Annotated in this window: 19 protein-coding genes; 7 read left to right on the top strand and 12 right to left on the bottom strand. The window is 70.5% G+C overall.

Annotated features, from left to right (window positions below):
- Nucleotides 1-33: 33 nt before the first annotated feature.
- On the top strand, nt 34-987 hold the full coding sequence (gene bla / locus ACZ6SF_RS23705; RefSeq protein WP_466064558.1) for a class A beta-lactamase: 954 nt from the start codon (nt 34-36) through the stop codon (nt 985-987).
- Nucleotides 988-1,000: 13 nt separating this feature from the next.
- Here bla and ACZ6SF_RS23700 read toward each other — a convergent pair whose 3' ends face one another.
- Nucleotides 1,001-3,478, bottom strand: a complete 2,478-nt coding sequence (locus ACZ6SF_RS23700; protein WP_466064557.1) for an FAD-dependent monooxygenase — start codon at nt 3,476-3,478, stop codon at nt 1,001-1,003.
- A gap of 142 nt (nt 3,479-3,620) precedes the next feature.
- Between ACZ6SF_RS23700 and ACZ6SF_RS23695 the strand changes: the two genes are divergently transcribed.
- From ACZ6SF_RS23695 to ACZ6SF_RS23680, 4 genes are all read left to right on the top strand, one after another.
- Nucleotides 3,621-4,208: a TetR/AcrR family transcriptional regulator gene (locus tag ACZ6SF_RS23695; RefSeq protein ID WP_466064555.1), complete on the top strand. Its 588-nt coding sequence runs from the start codon at nt 3,621-3,623 to the stop codon at nt 4,206-4,208.
- Nucleotides 4,205-4,729, top strand: a complete 525-nt coding sequence (locus ACZ6SF_RS23690; RefSeq protein WP_466064554.1) for a DUF1990 family protein — start codon at nt 4,205-4,207, stop codon at nt 4,727-4,729. Before ACZ6SF_RS23695 ends, ACZ6SF_RS23690 begins: the two co-directional genes overlap by 4 nt.
- Nucleotides 4,730-4,804: 75 nt before the next feature.
- Complete coding sequence (locus tag ACZ6SF_RS23685; protein ID WP_466064552.1) at nt 4,805-5,245, top strand: MarR family winged helix-turn-helix transcriptional regulator; 441 nt, start codon at nt 4,805-4,807, stop codon at nt 5,243-5,245.
- 251 nt (nt 5,246-5,496) lie between these two features.
- A complete protein-coding gene (locus ACZ6SF_RS23680) occupies nt 5,497-6,615 on the top strand; it encodes an epoxide hydrolase family protein (protein ID WP_466064550.1) in 1,119 nt (372 codons plus the stop codon).
- Here ACZ6SF_RS23680 and ACZ6SF_RS23675 read toward each other — a convergent pair whose 3' ends face one another.
- On the bottom strand, nt 6,616-7,704 hold the full coding sequence (locus ACZ6SF_RS23675) for an aldo/keto reductase (protein WP_466064548.1): 1,089 nt from the start codon (nt 7,702-7,704) through the stop codon (nt 6,616-6,618).
- 133 nt (nt 7,705-7,837) lie between these two features.
- On the opposite strand from ACZ6SF_RS23675, the gene ACZ6SF_RS23670 reads away from it, so the two are divergent.
- Nucleotides 7,838-8,767, top strand: a complete 930-nt coding sequence (locus tag ACZ6SF_RS23670) for an AraC family transcriptional regulator (protein ID WP_466064546.1) — start codon at nt 7,838-7,840, stop codon at nt 8,765-8,767.
- A gap of 12 nt (nt 8,768-8,779) precedes the next feature.
- On the opposite strand, the gene ACZ6SF_RS23665 is transcribed toward ACZ6SF_RS23670, so the two are convergent.
- A complete protein-coding gene (locus ACZ6SF_RS23665) occupies nt 8,780-9,475 on the bottom strand; it encodes an SRPBCC family protein (RefSeq protein WP_466064544.1) in 696 nt (231 codons plus the stop codon).
- A gap of 139 nt (nt 9,476-9,614) precedes the next feature.
- On the opposite strand from ACZ6SF_RS23665, the gene ACZ6SF_RS23660 reads away from it, so the two are divergent.
- Nucleotides 9,615-10,250: a TetR/AcrR family transcriptional regulator gene (locus ACZ6SF_RS23660; protein WP_466064542.1), complete on the top strand. Its 636-nt coding sequence runs from the start codon at nt 9,615-9,617 to the stop codon at nt 10,248-10,250.
- Nucleotides 10,251-10,260: 10 nt separating this feature from the next.
- Here ACZ6SF_RS23660 and ACZ6SF_RS23655 read toward each other — a convergent pair whose 3' ends face one another.
- The 9 genes from ACZ6SF_RS23655 to ACZ6SF_RS23615 form a co-directional block, all read right to left on the bottom strand.
- Nucleotides 10,261-10,905 carry a pentapeptide repeat-containing protein gene (locus ACZ6SF_RS23655; protein WP_466064540.1) on the bottom strand — a complete coding sequence of 215 codons (645 nt, stop codon included), beginning with the start codon at nt 10,903-10,905 and terminating at the stop codon, nt 10,261-10,263.
- Nucleotides 10,906-10,990: 85 nt separating this feature from the next.
- On the bottom strand, nt 10,991-13,810 hold the full coding sequence (locus ACZ6SF_RS23650; protein WP_466064538.1) for an FAD-binding and (Fe-S)-binding domain-containing protein: 2,820 nt from the start codon (nt 13,808-13,810) through the stop codon (nt 10,991-10,993).
- Between the two features lie 165 nt (nt 13,811-13,975).
- On the bottom strand, nt 13,976-15,283 hold the full coding sequence (locus ACZ6SF_RS23645) for an LLM class flavin-dependent oxidoreductase (protein ID WP_466064537.1): 1,308 nt from the start codon (nt 15,281-15,283) through the stop codon (nt 13,976-13,978).
- A gap of 5 nt (nt 15,284-15,288) precedes the next feature.
- Nucleotides 15,289-16,542, bottom strand: a complete 1,254-nt coding sequence (locus ACZ6SF_RS23640; protein WP_466064535.1) for an acyl-CoA dehydrogenase family protein — start codon at nt 16,540-16,542, stop codon at nt 15,289-15,291.
- Between the two features lie 30 nt (nt 16,543-16,572).
- Nucleotides 16,573-17,586, bottom strand: coding sequence for a hypothetical protein (locus tag ACZ6SF_RS23635; RefSeq protein WP_466064533.1), 1,014 nt, complete (start codon nt 17,584-17,586; stop codon nt 16,573-16,575).
- A complete protein-coding gene (locus tag ACZ6SF_RS23630; protein ID WP_466064531.1) occupies nt 17,583-19,340 on the bottom strand; it encodes an ATP-binding cassette domain-containing protein in 1,758 nt (585 codons plus the stop codon). The genes ACZ6SF_RS23635 and ACZ6SF_RS23630 overlap by 4 nt, the downstream gene beginning before the upstream one ends.
- Complete coding sequence (locus ACZ6SF_RS23625; protein WP_466064932.1) at nt 19,337-20,209, bottom strand: ABC transporter permease; 873 nt, start codon at nt 20,207-20,209, stop codon at nt 19,337-19,339. Before ACZ6SF_RS23625 ends, ACZ6SF_RS23630 begins: the two co-directional genes overlap by 4 nt.
- Complete coding sequence (locus tag ACZ6SF_RS23620) at nt 20,209-21,162, bottom strand: ABC transporter permease (protein ID WP_466064529.1); 954 nt, start codon at nt 21,160-21,162, stop codon at nt 20,209-20,211. Before ACZ6SF_RS23620 ends, ACZ6SF_RS23625 begins: the two co-directional genes overlap by 1 nt.
- Nucleotides 21,159-22,727 (bottom strand): ABC transporter substrate-binding protein, encoded by a 1,569-nt coding sequence (locus ACZ6SF_RS23615; protein WP_466064527.1) that lies wholly within the window; start codon nt 22,725-22,727, stop codon nt 21,159-21,161. Before ACZ6SF_RS23615 ends, ACZ6SF_RS23620 begins: the two co-directional genes overlap by 4 nt.
- Between the last annotated feature and the right edge of the window lie 54 nt (nt 22,728-22,781).

Here is a 22,781-nt window from a genome sequence, read left to right as displayed (position 1 = left end):
CGCGGGGCGTGGTCCCGCGTGTGTGCTGCGGTGGTGAAAACGAACCTCTCCACGCTCCGGGCCCGCCGGTCGCTGACCCTGCTGCTCGTGGCCGCCTCGTTGTCGGCCGGTGGCTGCGCGGCCGGTGCCGAGTCCGGTGACGCGACCACGTCGGTACCGGCCCCGGCCTCGGCCGGCGCGCAGGATTTCGGCGCGCTGAACACCCGGTTGTCGGAACTCGAGCAGCAACACGGGATCCGGTACGGCATCACCGCCTTCGTCCCCGGCTCGGACGGCGTCTTCGGCCGCAACGACGATCAGCGCTTCGCGATGTGCTCCACGTTCAAGGCATACGCCGCGGCGGCGGTGCTCCGGCTGGCCGAGCGAGGTGAACTCGATCTCGACGAGCGGGTGCCAGTGGCGGCCGAGGACATCAAGGAGAATTCGCCGGTGACGAGCGCGGCGGTCGGCTCCACTCTGAGCTGGACCGAGATCAGCCGCGCGGCCCTCGAACGTAGCGACAACACCGCCGGCAATCTGCTGCTGCGCCGGATCGGCGGGCCCGGCGCGATCACCGAGTTCGCCCGCACGGTCGGTGACGGCGAAACCCGCCTGGACCGCTGGGAAACCGAACTCAACGAGGCGGTCCCCGGAGATCCGCGGGATACGACCACACCCGCCGCACTCGCCGCCGGCTACGAGCGTCTGATCCTCGGAGACGGCCTGAACGCCGACAGCCGCGCGAAGCTCACGAGCTGGATGCGCGCCAGCGTCACCTCCGAACAGCGGATCCGCAAGGGGCTGCCGCAGGGCTGGACCGCGGCCGATAAGACGGGCGGCGGCGCCTACGGTTCGGTCAACGACGCCGGGGTCGTGTGGAATCCCGCCGGCACGCCGCTCGTGCTGGTGATACTCACCCGGTCGGCCACCGACGATCAGGCCGCGGTTCCGAACAACCAGGCCATCGCCGACGCGACAGTGGCGATCGTGGACGCGTTCTCCCGCTAGAGCGTCCGGTTCGTCACCCGCCGAAGCGCAGTGTCAGCTCCGGGGTCACCGGGCGAGCGCGACAGGGCAGGACCCGGCCGGCGGCCAGATCGTCGTCGGTGATCGCGGCCAGCGGATCGGGTTCCATCCGGGCCTCCCCGGCTTCCACGGTCGCCAGGCAGGTGCCGCAGGAACCGCCCAGGCACGAGTAGGGGAGATCCTCGCGCCGGTCCAGCGCGGCGTCGAGGATCGCGCGGTCGCGCGCCATATCGAAAGTCAGCGGGCGGCCGTGCCCGGTGAGGGTGACCCGGGTGCGGGCTCCGTCGGCGGGCGCGGGTGGGGCCGGCGGCCGGGTATCGAACAGTTCCACCATGATTCGTGTCCTCGGGACGCCGCGCGCAGTGAGTGCCGCGACCGTGTCGGTGACGAGGGGACGCGGACCGCACAGGAACCAGTGATCGGCGTCCCGCTCCGCGAGGTCCGCGGGGACGATCCGGCCGGATCGGTACTCCGCGGCGGCACCCGAACCGGAGTCCGGGCCGGTACGGGTCCGCGCGCCGCCGGCGAGTTCCCGGGACAGATGGTGGACGACCCGCAACCGGTCCGGGTATCGGGCCAGGAGGGTTTCCGTGCCGGCGGCCAGCATGATGTGGGCTCGGTCGCGGCTGCCGTAGTACAGCGTGCAGCGGCTGTGGGGTTCGGATTCGAGAACAGTGGCCAGGATCGACAGGATCGGTGTGATGCCGCTACCCGCCGCGACCGCCGCGTAGGTCCGGCGGGCCTCCGGATCGAGCCCCGGGGTGAAGGTGCCGGTCGGCTCGGAAACGTAGAGCGCCGACCCGACGATGCGGTCGTCGAGGGTGTAGGCGCCGAAGGCGCCGCCGGGCACGCGTTTGACCGCGATGCGCAGGCGGGCCGGATCCGCCGCGTCGCAGAGCGAATAGCTGCGGCGGATCGGCTCGCCGTGCCGGGTGCCGCGAATGATCACGTGCTGACCGCCGGTGAACGCGAAGCGGTCCCGGAGATTCTCGGGAATCTCGAACTCCAGGACGGCGCTGTCGGGGGTGTCGGGGACCACCGACCGCACGGTCAGCCGGTGGAAACCGTGAGCGGGGCCGTGCGGCAGTGGATCGAACAGCGGCGCCGGGGGCTCCGTCCGCGGGTTCGCGATCCGGCTCAGGTGCCGGGCGCCCAGGCTGCCCAGCGTGACTGCGGCGCGGCCCATCAGGTCCGGGCGTAGCAGGGATACCGGTGGGTCCAGGAGCCCGGCGATCCGGGCCACCTGCCTGCCGATCGCGGGGTCGGCTTCCCCGACCGCCATCGCCAGGCCGGTCAGCGGCCCGAGCGCCCGCGACGGCGACGCGGTGGAAGTGCCCACGTGCGGCATGGCGAGGTCGAACAGCCGGGTGATGGCCCAGGGATCGTCGACGGCCGCCGCGACCGCGCGGAAGAAGCGCTGGGCGAGCGCGTGGTCGCCGGCGGCGAGGACCTCGCGTAATCGCAGCGCCTGCAGGGCCGAGACCGTCATCCCCTGGCCGAAGGCCGGGCTGAAACTGCAGACGGCGTCGCCCAGGACCAGCAGCCCGTGCGGGAAACGTGTCAGCCGCTCGTAGCGGCGGCGCTGGTTGGCCGGATAGCGGTAGGTCGCGATATCGGTGAGCGGTTCGGCGTCCACCAGCGCCGCGCGCACATCCGGGGGCGCCACCGAGGCCGCGAACCGCCAGAAACCGTCCGGATCCGCCGGTGGGTGGTCCGTGCCGTAGCCGATCAGCGTGAGAATGTGACGGTCGTCCTCCACCGCGAACAGCGCCAGGCCCCGGGCCGGATCCTGATTCGCGACGACGATCTCCTTGTCGCCCCCGGCCGAACCGGCCGGGAGCCGGAGATAGCGGCTGGCGTACTTCATATCGATCCGCACGCCCTCCTCGGGCGGGCGGTCGTAGCCGAGATCGGTGAGCCAGTCGAGGATCGGCCCGTGCCGGCCCGTGCACGCGACCACCAGATCGGCGTAGACCCGGGCGCCGGTGTCGAGGTGGACCCCGGTGACCCGGGTCCGGGCGGTATCCGTGAGCAGGCCGGCCGCGGCGGTACCGTCGGTGATCTCCACGCCCGGAAGCGCCCGGACCCGTTGGCGTACCTGCCATTCCAGGAAGGGCCGGCTCGCCTGCAGCAGTGAGTATCCGGCGTCGGACTGCCGCAGGGTACGACCCGAGATCGTCATCCGCATCTCGGTGAGCGAGCGGCATTCCACGGCGCCCGCGGCGAGGAGGTCGTCCGTGAGGCCGGGGAAGAACTCTTCGAGGATCTGCCGGCCGCGGGCGAGGAGGGCGTGCACATGCCGGCCCTGGGGGACTCCCCGCCGGTCTCCCGGGGCCGACAGATCGTCACGTTCGACCACTGTCACCCGCGCGAAGCTCTCGCTCAGGACGCGGGCGGCCAGGAGTCCGGCCATGCTCGCTCCCAGCACGACGGCATGTCCGCGCGGTTCCGTGTACTGCCCGGTAGCGCTCATCTGTGCCTCCGACGTCGTTGCCCGGTTCCGCGGCGGCCGGCCGCCGGTTCGGACGCTACCGATACTGAGACTAATTGGCAAACTAGTCTCAGAACAGCGGGTGCGGTGACCGCTTTCCGGCTGTTTCGAGGTACAAAGAGCCATGACCTCTTCGACCCGGTCGTCGGACGCGCTGCTGGACGCGGCGGTCGCGTTGATCGCGGAAGGGGGTCTGGACGCGCTCACCCACACCGCCGTCGCCGCCCGGGCCGGAGTCTCGCGGGCGACCGCCTACCGGGAGTTCGGTGACAAGGACGGTCTGGTCTCCGCGGTGGGCCGCCACGAGGTCGGCACCATGGTGGCCGCCGCGTTCACCGCCCTCGATCCCGGTGCGCCGGTCGGCGAGATCGCCTATTCGGCCACTCTTTTCGCGCTCCGCTATCTCCGTGGGCACCGCGCCTTCCAGTACATCCGGGTGCACGAACCCGCCTGGCTGCTCACCGTCGCCATCGAAGAGGGGGATTCGCGGCTGACCCTGGTCGGCACGGTCGCGGCCTTCGCCGAACCGCTCATCGCGGGCCGCGCGGATCCCACCCTCGCCCTGCCCGCGCGGCAGGCCGCGGAGGTGGTCGTGCGTACGGTGCTGTCGCACGCGCTGATCCAGGACAGCGCTCTCACCGACGAGGAGGTCGCCCGTACGGTCGCCCGTGCGATCACCCGGGTGCCCGGAGAAGCCGGCGGGCCGGTATGAACGATTCGCCCGAACGCCCCGAATTCACCTACTCCGAAGTCGGCGCGACCCGTGACGAACTACCACCCGGCTACCACCACCTGCGGCTGCGTCGTGAGATCGGCCGCGGTGAGTCCGAATTCCACCGGCTCGGCGAGGCCGTGCTCGGCTACCGGATGCAACGCGGCCTGGGCATCCTCCGGGATGCGCAGAGTCCCGTGGCCGAGCCGGGTGCCGATATCACGGTGCAACTCGGTATCGGCCGGTTCGGGTTGCGGGCGCCGTGCCGGATCGTCTACGTCCTGCGCGAGCCGGACCGGATCGGTTTCGCCTACGGCACCCTGCCGGGCCATCCGGAATGCGGTGAGGAACTGTTCGCGGTCGAGTACGACCGGGACTCCGATACCGTATTCGGCGTAGTCACCGCGTTTTCGCGCCCCGCGAGCCGGTTGACCCGATTCGCCGGACCGGCGACGGTGCCGGTGCAATGGGCTGTCGCCCGGGGCTACCTGGCCGTTCTGCGGCGTACCCCGCGCGCCTGAACACCGCGTGACCCGTCCGGGCGAGCCGATCCGCCTTACTTCTGTTGGCGCAGCCAATGGATGTACCGTGAGGTCATGGAGGAGACGCCCGCCCGCCTGACCGAGAAACCGAGCTGGTTGCTGACCCAGGTGGCGGTGTACGCCCATCGTTTCGCCACGGAGGCGTTCGCGGCGGCGGGTGCGCGCGGGTACCACTACCGCATTCTGGCCGCGTTGGACGAGTTCGGGGTCGCCAGTCAGGCCGAGATCGGCCGCCGCTGCAATATGGACCGCAGCGATGTGGTGGCGGCGATCAACGAGTTGGCCGAACCCGGGTTCGTACGACGGTCGCCCGATCCGGGTGATCGCCGGCGCAACCTGATCAGTCTCACCGAGCCGGGCCGCCGGCAGTTGCGGCGCCTGGACCGGGAGCTCGATCGGGTGCAGGACGATCTGCTGGCGCCGCTCCCGGACCGGGACCGGCAGGCGCTGGGCAGGTTGCTCGCCCGGTTGCTCACGCACCATCAGCAGGGGTAGGAGCGCGCGGGGGGATCGCGGTCTCCGGCGGCTGTCCGGGTCCGGAATTCCCCGGAGGTGGTCGCACGAGTTTCGCCGGAATGGGTCGTCCGTAATCCATCTTGTTGGTTACGCCAACGTTTGTTAATGTTGGCCACACCAACTATTTGGGAGTCGTCATCTCCGCATCTCTCCGCTGCGCCGCAGCCGGTCTCGCCGCGGTAACCCTCGTTATCGGCGCTGCCGGATGCGCGTCGCCCGCATCCCCCGTCATGCACCCCACCACCCAGGAGGCCGCCGTGAACCCGACCGCCGTCACCCCGTTCCATATCGATATCCCCCAGTCCGATCTCGACGATCTGACCGACCGGCTCGCCCGCACCCGCTGGCCCAATGAGATCGACGGCGCCGGATCGGACTACGGCTTCCCGCTGGGGCGGCTGCGGGAACTGGCCGAATACTGGCGGACCGGTTACGACTGGCGCGAACACGAGACCGAGCTCAATCGGCTCCCGCATTTCACCACCGAGATCGAAGGCCAGAACATCCATTTCGTGCACGTGCGGTCGCCGAAGCCGGATGCGCTCCCGCTGATCCTGACCCACGGCTGGCCCGGTTCGTTCCTGGAATTCCTGGACGTGATCGAACCGCTCTCGCGCGATTTCCACCTGGTGATCCCGTCGATCCCCGGATTCGGTTTCTCGGGCCCCACCCATGAACGCGGCTGGGATGTCGCCCGGGTCGCGCGGGCCTGGGCCGAGCTGATGCATCGGCTCGGGTACGAGCGCTACGGTGCGCAGGGCGGCGATTTCGGGGCGGGTATCTCCACGGCACTCGGGGCGCTGGCGCCCGGCCACGTAGTCGGAGTGCACGTCAACTACCTGCCCACCCGGCCGGACCCGGACGCCGGTATCCCGTTGTCGGAGACCGACGAGGCCAGGCTCGACAAGGTCCGGCAGTTGCTCGCCGACCGTCCGCCCTACCAGGCGCTGCAGGCGCTCACCCCGCAGACCCTCGGCTACGCGCTGACCGATTCGCCGGTGGGCCAGCTGGCCTGGATCGCCGAACGTTTCGCGCAGTGGACCGATCCGCGCACGCCGGTCGACGACGAACGGATGCTCACCGATATCTCGCTGTACTGGTTCACCGCCACCGCGGCGTCGTCGGCGCGCCTGACCCGTGAGACCGCGCGCGGCAGCGCGCCCTGCCGGGTGCCGTTGGGGGTGGCGGTATTCGCCCACGACATCACCCAGCCGGTGCGGCCGCTGGCGGAGCGGCTGTACAACATCACGCACTGGTCGGAATTCGACCGTGGTGGCCATTTCGCCGCCATGGAGGTTCCGGACCTGTTCGCCCAGGATGTCCGGGAGTTCTTCCGCACCCTGGAATGATCACCGCGGGTGCGAGACCGCGCGGGGTCCCGGGCGGGTCGTGGCCCGGCCGCGCCGCCTACTGGCCGGGTCGGTGAGGACGGGCGGCTGCCAGGCGGTGTCCTCGGGGTTGACGTCGGTGCCGGGCGCGACGATACGGTCGATGCGATCGAGGACGGCGGGATCGAGCCGGATCTCCGGCGCCGTCAGTTGTGCCTCCAGTTGTTCCGGTGTGCGCGGCCCGATGATCGCGGAGCTGACGGCGGGGTGTTCCAGGACGAAGGCCAGTGCCAGATCGATCAGGGTCAGCCCGGCTTCGCCGGCCAGGGCCGCCAGTTCGGTGACGATCTCCAGCTTGCGCCGGTTGGCCGGGGTCGACAGATCGTAGCGACCCCCGGCTCCCGGCCGGGCGGGCAGACGCCGGTCCCGCTCGCTGGTATTCGCCCGGCCCGCCCCGAACCGCCCGGACAGCCAGCCGCCGGCCAGCGGGCTCCACGACACCACCCCCATCCCGTAGGCCTCGGCGACCGGCAGCACATGACCCTCGATTCCGCGCACCAGAATCGAATACGGCGGCTGTTCCGTCGTGAACCGTTCCCGTCCGCGTTTCTCCGCCACCCACTGGGCTTCCACGATCTGCTCCGCCGGGAACGTCGAACTGCCGAAGGCCCGGATCTTGCCCTGCCGGACCAGATCGCTCAGGGCGCCCAGCGTTTCGTCGATATCGGCGGCCGGATCGGGACGATGGATCTGATAGAGGTCGATGTAGTCGGTGCCGAGGCGGCGCAGACTGTTCTCGCACGCGGTCACGATCCAGCGCCGGGATCCGCCGCGAGTGTCGGGGCCGGTACCCATCGGCGAACCGAATTTGGTGGCCAGCACCACGCGCGACCGGTCCACCGAGGCCAGGGCCTTGCCCACGATCACCTCCGATTCCCCGGCCGAGTAGACGTCGGCGGTGTCCACGAGAGTGATCCCGGCGTCGAGCGCCCGGCCGATCATGCGGACGCAATCGTCGTGGTCCGGGTTACCCCACGCGCCGAACATCATCGTGCCCAGGCCGAGCGCGCCGACCTCGATCCCGGTTCTTCCCAGGGTGCGTGTTTCCATACGGCCATGAGACCGCGGGAACGCCGGTGACCGTGACGCCGATCCCGTACGCGGCTTGCCCGATCCGGTCGCGATCGCCCGGATCGGGCCGGGCGGCGTTGCGCGGCCGGAACCGGGGTGCTGCACTCGGATAGTGACCCTCCTCGACGAGTTCCGGGCGCTGGTGATGCGTTACGCGGGGTCCGGTGGCCGGCGCGCGGTTCGGGTTCCCGGCGGTGTTCCGCTCACCGCCGCCCACGCGCCGACCGTGCTGGACGGGATCTTTCTCACCACGGTCCGCGAGCCGACCCAGCCGATCGGCACCATGGCGGAGCCGACGTTCGCGCTGGTGGGCGGTGGTGTGAAGCGGACAACGCTGAACGGGACGCCGTTCGACTGCGGCGCGGGGCAATACCTGGTGGTCCCGGTGGATCTACCGGTGACCGGCCAGGCGCTGCGCGCCGATGCGGACGAACCCCTGGCGGTGTTCAGTATGCGGCTGCGTCCCGAGTCGATCGCACCGCTGCTGATGGAGTCCGCTGCCGCCCCGCGCGCCACCCGCCCCGCCGGTCTCGCCGTGAGCACCGCGCCGCCGGACCTGCTCGATCCGGTTGTCCGGCTGCTGCGCCTGCTCGATCATCCGGACGATCTCACCGTGCTCGCCGCCGGACTGCAGCGGGAGATCCTGTGGCGGCTGATCAGCGGTGACCAGGGTGCGCTCGTCCGCCGCATCGGCCGCGCCGACGGCAACCTCGCCCATATCGCCCGCGCCGTCCGCTGGATCCGGGCCCACTACGACCGGCCGCTACTGGTGGCTGACCTGGCCGCCGCGGCCGGTATGAGCGAGTCGGCGTTCCGGCGGCACTTCCGGGCGGCCACGTCGATGACGCCGATCGAGTTCCGCCGGGCGATCCGGTTGCACGAGGCCCGGATCCTGCTCGGCGCCGGGGCGGCCGCTGTCGCCGAGATCGGGTATCGCGTCGGCTACGAGAGCGCCTCGCAGTTCAATCGCGAGTACCACCGGACATTCGGGATATCGCCCGGCCGCGACGCCGTGCGATTGCGGTCGGCGGGGCAGGGATGAACGGGACCGCGCCTACTTCTGCTTCTCGGCGGCGGTCCGCAAATCGGCCAGCCAGGCCTCCAGTCCGGCGCCGAGGAACTGGGTGGAGGTCGGCACATCCACTTCGACCTGGGCCCCGTTCCAGTTCTCCTCGGTGCGGACGAGGACGCCGCCCGCGACTTCGGTGAACGTCCAGACGTGTATGCCGTTGTCGATACCCAGGCCCTCGCCGGTCGCGGGGCCGCTCCAGCGGAGGCACCGGTGATCCTCCACATCCCGGACGGTGGAGGTGATGGAGAGCGTGGTCGCCGGGGTGGTCGCGGTGGCGGGGACCGGTGTGGTCCACCGGAACTGCGAATCGGGGCGCAGCGGCCCGGAATCGCGGCGGTCGAGGGTGGCGACGGCCTGCTGCCAGGACGGCCAGTTCGCCACATCGGTCTGCAGGTTCCAGAGGGTGTCCAGCGGCGCCGCGATCAGCGCCTCGGTCCGGTAGTGGATCGGGGCCTCGGTGTCGATGGTCTGTCCGCCGCAGCTCAGCGGCGCCGAGTCCGGCGCGGCAGTGCTGCCGGCCGAGGGTGTGGCCGCCGGTGTAGCGGTGCTGTCGGGCGTGGTTCCACAGGCGGTGGTGCCCAGGGCGAGGGCGACGAGTGCGGCGCCTGCCAGTGCGACCCGTCCCGATCGGTTGTCGCCGGCGACTTTCGGCGCTCCGGTGTGGTGGATGTGGTTCATGGTTCTACTCCTGTGTCGCCGGGCCGTGGCCCGTTCTGTTATCAGTTATCGCGTTGGTTAGAAGTTATAACTCAGTATGGTGAGAGTCAAGTACGAAAGTGATAGCCTCTAACGAAATAGGCGCGGAGAGAGGCGGTCCATGGCTGCGGAGGCGAAGAGCCCGCGCGAGCGTTATCGCGCGCAGATGCGGGAAGAGATCAAGGAACGTGCGTGGGAGCAGATCGCCGACGCGGGCGCGTCCTCGCTATCGCTCAACGCGATCGCCAAACAGGTGGGAATGAGCGGACCCGCGCTCTACCGGTACTTCGCGAGCCGGGACGCGCTGATCACCGAACTCATCCGGGATGCCTACCGCGGTCTCGCCGATACCGCCCGGGCGGCCTCCGAGGCCGGCGCCGACCGCACCGGCCTCGCCTACGCGATCAGGGCCTGGGCGCTCGCTGATCCGCAGCGATACTTCCTCATCTACGGCACACCGGTTCCCGGCTACCGCGCGCCCGGCGACACCACGGCCATCTCCGACGAGATCCTGGCCGTGCTGCTCGAAGTCCACGACCGCCTCCCCCCGCCCGCGGCGACCCCCTTCGACACCCACCTCGACGAGCACAGCCCGCTGATCGGCCCGCCCCCGCGATCCGCCGCGACCCTGCACCGCGCCCTGGTGTTCTGGACCCGCCTGCACGGAATCCTGTCCCTGGAACTCGCCGGCCATTTCGCCGGAATGGGATTCGACCCCGCCGAACTGTTCGCCGACCAGGTCGGCGAGCTGTCGTAAAACGCCGGGGCTAGAGCGCCTTCACCTCGAGACCGGCGGCCGCGGCGAACGCCGGGGCCAGGTCGAGGAGCTGGTCCGGGGTGACGATCGCGCCGCGCAGGGCGTTCACCCCGTCGCCGATTCCCAGGATCGCCGCCTGCCGGAAATCGACCTTCTTCAGCTGCGCGTCCCGCACCACCAGTGCCGCGATCTCGGTGCCCGGGAACTCGACCTCGGCGAGGTTCGCCCCGCCGAAATCGACATGCCGCAGTACGCAATCGACGAAGCGGACCTTCGACAACTTCGCGCCGCGCAGGTTCACCGAGTCGAACTTGCAGTTGTGGAACACCACTCGCCGCAATTCGGCGCCGCTGGCCTCCACACCCGACCAGGCGCCTTCGATCACCTCGGCGTCCATCCACACGGCGTCGGGCATCTCGGTACCGGTGAACCGCACGCCGTGTAGCCAGACATCGGCGAACCGGGCGCTGTGGGCCGAACCGCCCGAGAAGGTCACCGAGCGGAAGGCGCATTCGCCGAATACCGCGTGCCGGATATCGGCGGCGGTGTGTTCGGCCGGCTCGAACAGCGCGCAGTCGTACTCTTCGTCGGAGCCCAGGTCACCGGCCGTTTCCAGCCACTGTGCGAACGGCAGATCGGCGAGCTCCCGGGGCATTCTCTTCCTCACTGGACGGGCGGTCGATGCTACGCCGGTGGACGCTACACCGACCGCCCGACACATCACGCCGGCGCCCGGCGCCTCACTCCTGCTCCGGGGCCAGGAGTTGCGCGAGGGTCGATCCCGTCCGCCCGGCGAGCTCGGCGAGTTGCAGCCGGCAGGAGAAACCGTCGGCGAGGATCACCGTTTCGCGACCGGCCGCCCGCACCGCGGGCAGCAGGGTGGTTTCGGCGACGGCGACCGATACCTCGTAGTGGCCCTTCTCGACGCCGAAGTTACCGGCCAGCCCGCAGCATCCGCCGAGGGTGGTGAGGGTGGCTCCGGTCCGTTCGAGCAGTCGTGCGTCGGTGTCCCAGCCCAGGACCGAGGCGTGATGGCAGTGCGGCTGGGCGAGGATCTCGATGCCGGTGAGATCGGGCGGCTGCCAGCCGGGGGTGTCGGCCAGGATCTCGGCGAGGGTGCGGACCCCCGCGGTGACGACGGGCAGGCGCGGATCGTCGAGCAACTCGCGGGCGTCGCTGCGCCACACCGCCACACAGGAGGGCTCGACACCGATCACCGGGGTGCCATCGGCGATGATCGGGTAGAGCACGTCGAGGGCGGCCTCGAGCTGCCGGCGCGCCCCGGCGCGCTGGCCGGTGGAAATCCAGGTCAGTCCGCAGCAGGCCGTGCGGTCGAGGAACCGGGGCCGGTAACCGGCGGCGGCGAGCACCCGCACCAGCGCGTCCAGGTGGTCGTTCTCGAAACCGTCGGTGAAGGAGTCGACCCAGATGACCACGGGCCGCCCCGTGGTGTGGGGTATGCGTGTGGCGCGTCGATTGGACCGGCGGGCGAAGGCGGGCAGGTTGCGGCGCCGGTCCACACCGGCGGACCAGCGGATCAGGTTGCCCAGTCCCGGAACCCGGGTTCCGGCATTGAGCGCCGGACCCAGCCGCAGCGCCGAGACCAGCCGGGCCCAGCGGGGGAGCAGGCCCAGCGCGTAGTGGCTGCGCGGCCGGATCTTCCCGGCGTAGGCGCGGTCGGTGGCGAGGGATTTGTACGAGGCCATATCCACGCCGCTGGGACAATCCCGGGAACATCCCTTGCACGACAGGCACAGGTCGAGGGCCGCGGCGACCTCGGGTGCGTCCCAGCCGGTGACCAGTTCGCCGTTGACGAGCTCCTGCAGCACCCGGGCGCGGCCGCGCGTCGAATCCTTCTCGGCCCCGGTCGCCTGATACGACGGGCACATCACCTGACCACCGGAATTGCCGTTCGCCAGGCATTTCCCCACCCCCGAGCACTGGTGGATCGATTCCACCAGCAGCGGTTCGCTCAGCGCCAGCGGCCTGGTGCGGGCGAGCGGGATCCGCATATCGGCCTCGACCGGCCGCGGATCGACCAGGACTCCGGGGTTGAGCAGATCCCGCGGATCGAAGATCGCCTTCACCCGCGCCATCAGTGCGATGGCCTCGGCGGAGTACATCCGGGGCAGCAGTGCCGAGCGCGCGCGGCCGTCACCGTGTTCACCCGATATCGACCCGCCGTAACTGCCGACCAGTTCGGCGGCCTCCTCGACGAAACGGCGGTAGGCCCGGGGCCCGTCGGGTGCGTCGAGCGGGAAATCGATCCGGCAGTGCACGCAGCCGTCCCCGAAATGCCCGTAGGGCAGTCCCCGGACCCCGTGGCCGCTCATCAGCCGATCGAAATCCCGCAGGTAGGAACCCAGCCGGTACGGCGGCACCGCCGCGTCCTCCCAGCCGCCGTAGGCGGGCCGGTCCAGGCTCAGCGCCGCGAGCCCGGCGCCGTCGGCCCGGATCTTCCACAGCCGGTCGGCGGCCCGCGTGTCCTCGACGATCCGGCCGTCCCGGGCGCCGGTGCCGGCGAGCAGGGCGTGCGCCCGTTCCCGCAGCAGATCCGGATCGTCGTCGACGAGTTCGACGAAAACCCAGGCGTCGCCCGCGGGGAGCGCGGGAATGCTCCCGGCGCCCTGCTGGTGCGCGACGACATCCACGATCCGGCGGTCCAGTCCCTCGGCGGCGGTCGGGCGATGCCGGAGAATGGCGGGCGCGTCGTCGGCGGCCTCGGGCATGGTGGGGTAGCCGAGGACGATCATCGCCTTGTGTGCCGCGTCGGCGGCGAGGCGGACGGTGGCCTCGGTGATCACGGCCAGCGTCCCCTCGGTGCCCGCGAGGAAGCGGGCGACGTCGAACCCGTTCTCCGGCAGCAGATGTTCGAGGGAATAGCCCGAGACCTGGCGGCCGAAGCGGCCGAACTCGGTGCGGATGATCGCCAGGTTGTCGCGGACCAGTTGCTCCAACGCGTCCAGGGTCGGGGAGGCGGTCCGGGTCCCGGACTCCAGCCGCAGCCGTTCTCCGGTGCCGAGCACGACCTCGAGGGCGGCGATATTGTCGGCGCTGCGCCCGTAACCCAGCGCTCGCGGGCCACAGGCGTTGTTGCCGATCATCCCGCCGATCGTGCACCGGTTGCTGGTCGAGGGATCCGGTCCGAAGCGCAGGCGGTGCGGTGCCGCGGCCCCTTGCAGCACCGCCTGCACCGTTCCGGGTTGCACGGTCGCGGTACGGGCCTGGGGGTCGATACCCAGAACTCGGTCGAGGTGGCGGCGCGTGTCCACGATCAGGCCCGGTCCGATGGCGTTGCCGCAGCACGAGGTGCCCGCGCCCCGCGGGGTGATCGCGATATCGTCGCGCAGCGCGGTCCGCACGGTGGTGGCGAGTTCCTCGGCGGTGCGGGGATAGGCGATCGCCTGCGGCACCACCCGGTAGAGGCTCGCGTCGCTGGTGTACAGCGCGCGGGTGAGCGTGGAATCGTCCACGGCGACGCCCGTTTCACGCAGGTCGGCGAGCAGCCGGGTGAGCCGGTCCGGGTGCCGGTGGTCGCGGGAGATGTCGGTATCCGTCATGCCCTCTTGTCCGGTAGTCGGGATTCGTCTCCTCGATGGTGCGGGTTGCCGGCGCCCGATGTGCGGATTTGGACCGTGGCGCCCGGTCTTTTCCGGAAACGGGCGCGCACGATCCGGGAAACCGGGGCTACCGCGGGATCGACGGCACCGCGCGGCGGAACGGGATCACGACCGCGCGCCCCGCACCGTGAGACCGCGGGTTCCGGCGGCGGCGAGGTTTCCGCGCAGGGTGGTGGATTCGTAGTCGTCGCGGAACAATCCGCGGGCCCGGAGCAGCGGGACCACCTCGTCGGCGATCACCTCGAGGCTGTCGACGAGGATATCGGGCTGCAGGTTGAACCCGTCGCAGGCGTAGGTGCGATACCAGTGTTCGATCCGGTCGGCGAGCTGTTCCGGGGTGCCCACGAAACCGCCGTGCCCGGACCCGGAATAGCGGGTCTGGCGTAGGTACTCCCGGACGGTGGGGCGGGTCTGGCGGATCTGTTCCAGGATGGATTCGCGGAAACCGATACTGCCCGTGAACAGGTCGGGGTCGGCCGGGCCGCCCAGCACCTCGGCGGGGAACGGCTCGTCGAGATCGAGCACGGAGACGTCGACCCCGATGGCATGCGACAGCCACGCCGCCGAATAGGCCGCGGGGCTGGACTCGTACAGTTCGTCGACCCGGCGGCGGGCCTCCTCCTCGGTGGAGCCGAGGGTCAGCAGCAGGCCGGGCATGATGGCGACATCGGAGGCGGCGCGGCCGGCGGCCACCGCGCCGTCCTTCACCGTGCGGTAGTGGGCGCGGGCGGTTTCCGGGGTGATCTCGGCGGTGAAGACGCCGTCGGCGTAGCGGGAGGCGATATCGCGGCCGCCGGGTGAACCGCCGGCCTGGAACAGCACCGGCAGGCCCTGTGGGGAGACCGGGGCGCGGAAATCGCCGTCGTAGTCGAAGAACGCGCCGTGGTGCCGGACCGGCTTCCCGGTTCCCGCCGCGGACCACAGGGCCCGGGCCAGTTCGGCGAATTCGGCGCCGCGTTCGTAACGCTGGGTCCGCGGTACCACCCGTTCGAGCCCGAAATTGGCCGCGGAGCGGTCGTCACGGGTCGTCACCAGGTTCCAGCCGGCGCGTCCGTGCGAGAGGTGATCGAGGGTGAGGATGCGGGCGGCGAGGTCGACCGGGTCGTTGAAGGTGGTGGAGGCGGTGGCGATGAGGCCCACGTGTTCGGTGGCCCGGGCGACGTGGGCCCAGATGATGTGCGGGTCGAGCCGGATGGGGTTGGCGTCGTAGGCGGGGTCACCGAGGCCCAGGCCGTCGGCGAGGAACACCGCGTCGAGGCGGGCGCGTTCGGCCAGGCGGCCGATGCGCTCCCAGTAGGGCGCGGAGACGAAATCCAGGGTGCCGAGCAGCGGCGAGCGCCAGGCCGACGGAAGGTAGCCGTAGACGAGCACATTTACGCCGAGCAGCACATGACCGGAACGGGGTTCGGTCATGGCGGTTACGCGCCCTGGCCCTGCGGCCGCAGGAAGGTGTTCGACCCGCCCGGCGGCGGGGTGCCGTTGACGTAGTAGTCGCCGAGTACGCGCTCTTTGAAGACGCGCGGATTGTGAGAGGACAGGGTCCGTGCGTTGCGCCAATGCCGGTCCAGGCCCGCGGAGACGGCGGTCGCGGAGGCGCCGAGGGCGTCGAACACCGCGGCCGTCACCTCGAGCGCGGATTCGACGATCACCGTCTGCGCCTCGTGCGTGCGCACGGTGGCCTCGATGAGGGCGTCCCGCTCGGCCGCGTCGTCGCCGCGCAGATGCGCCGCGGCCACGGAATCCAATGTCGCGGACTGCTTCTCGAGCGCGGCCTCGGCCTGGAACACCCGGGTGGCGAGCAGGCCGATCCGCTGCTGCAGCAGGGCGTCCCGGGCCGGGATCTCGTCGGTGCCCAGCGGGTAGTTGCGGGTCCGCCGGCGCAGCGACTCCGTCCCGTCTCGGAACGCCGCCCGCGCGATACCGACCAGCACCGCGAGCAGGGCGGTCTGATAGAAGAGGCCCTGATAGGCGAACCGCTCCTCGGCGGGGAAGAGTCCGTGTTCGTCCACTACCGCGTCGCGATAGCGGGCCGATCCGCTGGCGGTGGTCTGCTGACCGAATCCCTCCCAGTCGTCGGTCAGGGTGACGCCGTCCTGGTCGCGGGCGACGAGCGCGGTGACGAGCCGGTCGTCCTCGTCGCGGCCGATCACGTCGAGCCAGTCGGCGTAGAGGCTGCCGGTGGCGTAGTACTTGTTCCCGGTGAGCCGGGTGACCCCGGCGGTGGTCGTCAGCCGGGTGCCGATATCGCCGAATTTCGCATTGTCGGCCTCGGTCCAGCCGCCACCCACGAAATCACCGCGCCGGAAACGGTCGAGCCAGACCGCGGTGGCCGGATGGTCCGGGGAATTCAGTCTGTCCTCGACGAACGCGAGATGGTTGCGGAAGACATGGGCGATATTCGGATCGGCGGTACCGAGATCGGCGAGCAGCAGGAACACCTGTTGCAGGGTGGCGCCGTCGCCGCCGAACGCCCGGGGAATCCGCAGCCGCGAGAATCCCGCCTCCACCAGCAGCCGCACCTCCTCGAACGGGAACTCCCGCGCGCGTTCCCGGGCCGCGTTGCCCGCGGCGATCCGGTCGAAATGCGGGCGGTAGGTGCCGGCCAGTGCGTCGTAACCGGCCTCCGGACGGGCCAGCAGTGACCGGAGATCGGCCGTGGTGGGCGCTGCCATGAGGGTCCTTCCTTCGGTGGATGAGCGGTATCAGCGGTAGACCCCGGTGGACGGCGCGGCGAACGCCGGTGCGGCAGCGGTCAGCAGATCGGCGGGCGGCGGCAGACCCAGGATGTCGCGCAGGGTCGCGCCCGGATCGGGGACAGCGGCGCCCAGGGCCGGGGTGAGTCCGGCGGCGGTGCGCAGCAACGTCTCGGCCGTGGCGGACGGCGGCTCGTCGACCGCGGTGCGCAGCAGGATTCCGGACGCTCCGGTCGCGAGCAGTGCGGAGGCGGCCGCCGGATCGTGGGCGGGTACCTCGGCCAGCACCGGTCCGGCGCCCTCGTCCGGGTCATGCCGAACCGCGGCGGCGACGGACTCGCCGTCCGGGAACCCGCCCAGCACGGTCAGGTCGTAGACGCCGGTGCGGTGCGCCCCGGCCGCCGGATCGGGTTCGTACCACGCCAGTACCGGCGTGCCCTGGATCGTGCCGGGGATACTCAGCGGGCCGGCGGTGACGGCGGCGCCGCGGTGATCGACCCGCCGGATACGTTCCGAACGCACCAGGATCCCGGATTCCTTGTCACCGACGATGCTGTCCCGGGGCCAGCTCTGCCACAGTCCGGCCACCGCGCGGGCGGTATCGGCCGCGGTGCCGGGCCCGAGTGCGGCCGACGTTCCCAATCCGGCTCCACCCCAGGCGTTCTCGGTGCGGCCGCGAGGGTCGCGGCTGCCCAGCAGTACACCGGAGCGGCCCCGGGTGAGATGGTCCACCGACAGCGCCCGGCGGGCCAGGTTGTAGGGCAGATCGATATGCGCCGTCGCGGCGAGGACGACCGCCGGACCGCCACCGGCGGCCAGCGCCGTGGCCAGGAGGCTGGGATCCAGATCGGTGGCGGCCGGGGTACCGCCGGGTCCGGCGAGCCGGTCGATACCGATCACCGCGAACGCCGCGGGGTGGTGGGCCCAGCTCCGCGCCAGTCGCCGATCGCCCAGGATCGCCGCTACCTCCGCAGTGGTGAAGGCCGCGGCGACGACTGGGCCGCGGGAGTCCGGAGGGGTCATGGGCGCAGCGCTTTCGTCGGGCCGAGGTCGGCGTCGAGCAGGGCCCGCGTGGCAGGGGAGCGGGCGCTGTCGTAGAGGTGCTCGGTGGCGAATTCGTCGACCAGCCGGCCGCCGGAGAGGACGCCGATCCGGTCACTGACCCATTCGACGAGACCGAGATCGTGCCCGACGAACACACAGGTGAGGTTCAGCCGTTCCCGCAGCCCCAGCAGCAGGTCGATGATCTCGGCCTGGGTGGAGACATCCAGCGAGGAGGTCGGTTCGTCGAGGATCAGCAGGTCCGGTTCCAGGGCGAGTGCCCGGGCGAGACAGACCCGCTGGGCCTGGCCGCCGGACAGCGCGTGCGGATAGCGGGTGGCGAATCCGGCCGGGAGGCCGACGAGTTCGAGGGCCTGTGCCACCGCCTCGGCGGCGGTGGCACGGTTGCGGACCCGCCCGAACCGGCGTAGCGGCCGGGCGATCTGTTCGCCCACGCGGAGACCGGGGTTGAGCGAACCGACCGGGTCCTGGAAGACGTATTGCAACCGTGCGCGCAGATCACGCCGACCGGCGGCCGGTGCGCCGTCGATCCGGCGGCCGTCGAAGACGACCGTTCCGGCGGAGGCGGGCAGCAGTCCGCCCATCACCCGCCCGAGGGTGGACTTTCCGGAACCGGAGGGTCCGATGAGGCCGTAGACCTCGCCGGGCCGGATCGCGAGGGATACCTCGTCGACGGCGAGATGATCGCGCCTGGGGAGACCGGTGCCGAAACCGCCGACGGTGAACCGTCTGGTCACCGACTCCAGCCGCAGCAGTGGTTCTACCGTCTCCTCCTGGGCGGGCGGGGCGGCGGCCTCCGGTTCCGGGGCGCCCGACGACAGCGTCCGGGGGCCGTGCCAGTGCGGCAGTGCCGCCCGTTTGCCCAGTCGTGGGACCGCGGCGAGCAGCTCGCGAGTGTACGGATGGGCGGGCGCGGTCAGCACGGTGTCGCGCGGGCCCTGTTCGACGACGCGCCCGCGCGCGAGCACCACCACGCTGTCGGCCATATGGGCCACCACATCGAAATCGTGGGTGATCAGCAGCAGGGCGGATCCGGTGGTGCGGGTGACATCGCGGAGCAGATCCAGGATCTGGCGCCGGACCACGGTATCCAGGGCGGTGGTGGGTTCGTCGGCGATGAGGACCGCGGGTTCGGACAGGGCCGCGAGTGCCACCGCGACCCGCTGGCGCATACCGCCGCTCAACTCGTGCGGATAGGAAGCCGCGACGCGCTCGGGGTTGTCGAAGCCGACCTTGGTGAGCCATTCCGCCGCCAGTACGCGGCGCGCGGCGCGCGGCGTATCCGGGCGGTGCCGGACGAGTACCTCGTCGAGTTGGGCGGCGATCCGGTGGGCGGGATCGAGTGCGCCCAAGGGATTCTGGAACACCATGCCGATGCCGGTGCCGCGGTAGCGGGTGAGCTTGCGCTCCGGCAGCGAGGTGAGTTCGACCGCCGGTCCGCTGCCGGAGTGGAAGCGCACCGCGCCGCCGAGTACGCGGGCGCCCCGGGGCAGCAGGCCGATGATCGCGGCCGCGGTGAGGCTCTTCCCGGACCCCGATTCCCCCACCAGGGTGAGTACTTCCCCGGCGGCCAGCGCGAAGGACACGCCGGATACGGTCGGCTCGCCGGTGCCGTCTCCGGGGAATCCGATGCCGAGATCCGCGACCTCGAGCACGGGCGGCGCGGACGGCGCCGGCCGCCGGGTCTCGGTGTCGTGGGTGGACAGTGCGGTCATCGGCGCTCGCCTCGGATCCGGGGATCGGACAGATCGTGCAGGGCGTCGCCGAGCCAGTTGAAGGCGAGGGCGACGAGCGCGACGGTGACGCCCGGGATCACCGCCACGTACATATGGCCGGAGAGCAGCACTTTCGCTCCCGACGCGATCATCTGACCCCAGTCCGGTGTGGGTGGCTGCACGCCGATCCCCACCGCGCTGAGGCTCGCGGAGAACACCACCATGGCGGCGACCAGACCGGTCCCGTAGACCACGATCCGGCCTTGCACATTCGGCAGCACCTCACGCACCATCAGCGACCACCGGCTCGCCCCGAGCGCGGTCGCGGCTTCCACGTATTCACGGCGCGTATGCTGCTTGACCTCGGCGAACACCACCCGGGTGACATAGGGGACGACGTGGAAGACGATCGCCACCACCACGACCGCGGAACCGGGCCGCAACAGCGCGGCCAGCGCGACGGCCACGAGCACCACCGGGAAGGCGAAGAGCATATCGACCATCCGCATCACCACCCCGCTGACCCGGGGCCCGGCGAACCCGGCGAGCAGGCCCGCCACCGAACCCGCGGCGGTGGCCCCGGCCACCGAGAGCACGGCCAGCAACAGGGAGGTCCGGCCGCCCCACAGCACCCGGCTCAGCAGATCCCGGCCGAGGTCGTCGGTACCGAGGAGATGGCCGTCGCTGCCGGGCGGCAGGAATTTGGCGGACGGATCGGTCGCGAGCGGATCGTAGGGCGCGATCAGGGGCGCGAACAGCGAGAGGAGGACGACGGCGCCGATCACGGCCACCGCGGCGGCGAACTGAGCGCTGTAGCGCCGGCGCGGTCCGGAGGTGATCGCCGAGGCCCGGGGGAGCGCGAAGACCATCACACCCCCCGCAATCGTGGATCGAGGGCGTCGACGACGATATCGGTGAGCAGGTTGACGAGCAGGTAGCACAGTGCCACGAGCACGATCCCGCCCTGGATCACCGGATAGTCCTTACCGTTCACCGCGTTCACCAGCTGGGTCCCGATACCGGGCCAGTTGAAGACGATCTCCACGAAGAACACGCCGGTGATGAGGGTGCCGATCTCGAGCCCGGTGACATTGACGATGCTCGGCGCGATATTGCGGAACACATTGCGGCCGTAGATGATCCGTAGCGGCACGCCTTGCGACCGGAAGGTGCGCACGTAGTCCCCGGCCGCTTCGCGGATCACCCCGATCCGCACGAACCGGGCCAGCACCAGTGTGGAGATCAGTGCGGCGGATACCGCGGGAAGCACCAGGTGCCGGAGCAGATCACCGAATCCGCCGCCGCCCCGGGACTCCATCCCGCCCACCGGCAGCCACCCCAGCCGCAGGGCGAACACGCTGATCAGCACGAGCCCGAACCAGTACACCGACAGATTGCTGCCGACCTGCGCCACCAGCATCACCGCGCGGTCGATCCAGGTGCCGTGGAAGACCCCGGCCAGCCCGCCGATCAGGGTGCCGAACACCAGGCACACCAGAGTGCCGGCGACGGTGAGGATCAGCGTGTTGAGGAAGGGCGGGATCAACATATCGAACACCGGCGTGCCCAGGGTGAGCGACAGACCGCCGCCGTCGGCCGCGAGATTCTTCAGCCAGACGAAGTACTGCTCCCACAGCGGGCGGTCCAGTCCGTAGGTCGCGCGCAGTTCGTCGAGTTGTTCGGGGGTGTAGCGCGAGGCGAACTGGGCCTCCACCGGATCGCCCGGTGTCAGCACACCGAGCAGGAACGCCAGCACCGAGACCAGGAACAGGATCGGCAGCATGTTCACGAGGCGGAACCCGAGGGGGCGTAGCGATCTCATCGCGAACCCGAGAGCCCGACCGGTGCCAGGTCGTACCAGTTGGTGGCGGGGAACACGAAGCCCTCGACGTTCGGTCCGGCGGCGTAGAAGCGGTTCTGGTTCACCACGGGGATCACCAGCGCGTTCGCGCGCAGCTTCGCCTCCGCCTGCTGCCACAGCCGGATGCGGGCGGCCGGGTCGGGGTTGTACAACGCGGTCTCGATCGCGGCCGTCACGTCCGGGTACTTCGACGGATCCAGTCCGCGGTTGCGCAGACCGTTATAGCCGTTGTACAGCCATTCCGCGTCGGTCTCGCCGAACTCGTCGATGCTCAGGCCGTCACCGGGCTGCGGGGTGACGATCCGCGCCGAATAGTTCACCCGGTCCAGGCTCACGATATCCACCTCGACCCCGATGGCCTTCGCATGCGCCTGCAGCCACTGCCCGAGGTTCTCGTTGGCCACATCGATGACCAGGTTGAACCGCAGCTCGCCCGGCCCGAAACCGGCTTCGGACAACAATTGCCGGGCACGGTCGGGGTCGTAGGGGAAATCGCGGGCCGCCGGATCGTAGGCCTCGTTCCCGGGCGGCAGGAACGAGTACTGCGGTGTGGCGTAGCCGTTGAAGACCTCTTTCGCCAGCGCCTCCCGGTTCAGTCCGTGGATCAGCGCGCGGCGCACCCGGTCGTCGTCGAAGACGGGGTTGCGGCGGTTGAAGGAGAAATAGACGAGTTCGGCGCCGGTACCTTCGGGCACCTGGAAGCCGGCGTTCTCGAGCCCCTCCACATCGTCGGGCGGGACGTAGCTGATCAGATCGACCTCACCGCTGCGCAGCGAGGCCACCCGGGTCTGGTTGTTGGGGATGATCCGGAAGGTGAGGGTGTCGGACCGGGGGCGCTCACCCCAGTAGTCCGGATTGCGCTGCAGCACGATGCGATCGCCGATCGCGCGCGAGCCGAAGCGGTACGGGCCGGTGCCCTCCGGGTGCCGGGCGAACTCGTCGTTGCCGAATTTCTCCCAGACCGCCGGATTTCCCACCGGCAGTGTGTACATCGACTGGGCGAGGATACGCGGGAAGCCGAGGAACGGTTTGTCGAAGACGAAGGTGTAGGTGTGGTCGCCGGTGGGGTGGGCGTCGCGCAGGTTGCCGAACCAGACCTTCACCCGGCCCGCGCTCTGCTCGTCGAAGGATTCGTAGGAGCGATCCCAGACCCGGCGGACGTTCTTGTGCAGCGCGGCCGCGTCGAACGGGGTGCCGTCGTGGAACCGGACGCCCTCGCGGAGCCGGAAGTTCCAGATCCGGCCGTCACCGTTGTGGGTCCATTCGGTGGCGAGGACGGGGACCAGCCCGGGCACCCCGTCGGTGGTGGTCAGATCTTCCCCGACCAGCGGTTCGAAGATATGACGTGAGACGCGGTAGGTCTCCCAGTAGGTCTGCCGGTGCGGATCGAGCCCGCGTGGTTCCAGGTACAGGCCGGTGATCAGCTCGCCGCCGGCCGGCGCCGGCGAGCCGGACGAGCAACCGGTGAGCAGCACCACGGCCGCGAGCCCCGCCGCGATGATCGCGTTGCGTTTGTTCCTACGCACTTCAGTCGCACACTTTCCGTCCGGGATCGTTGTCCTCCGACCGGGCAAGGTATC

The sequence above is a fragment of the Nocardia sp. NPDC049935 genome (genome assembly GCF_055586645.1).
The sequence above is the reverse complement of the archived record's forward strand: the minus strand, read 5'-3'. Positions and strand labels throughout refer to the sequence as shown.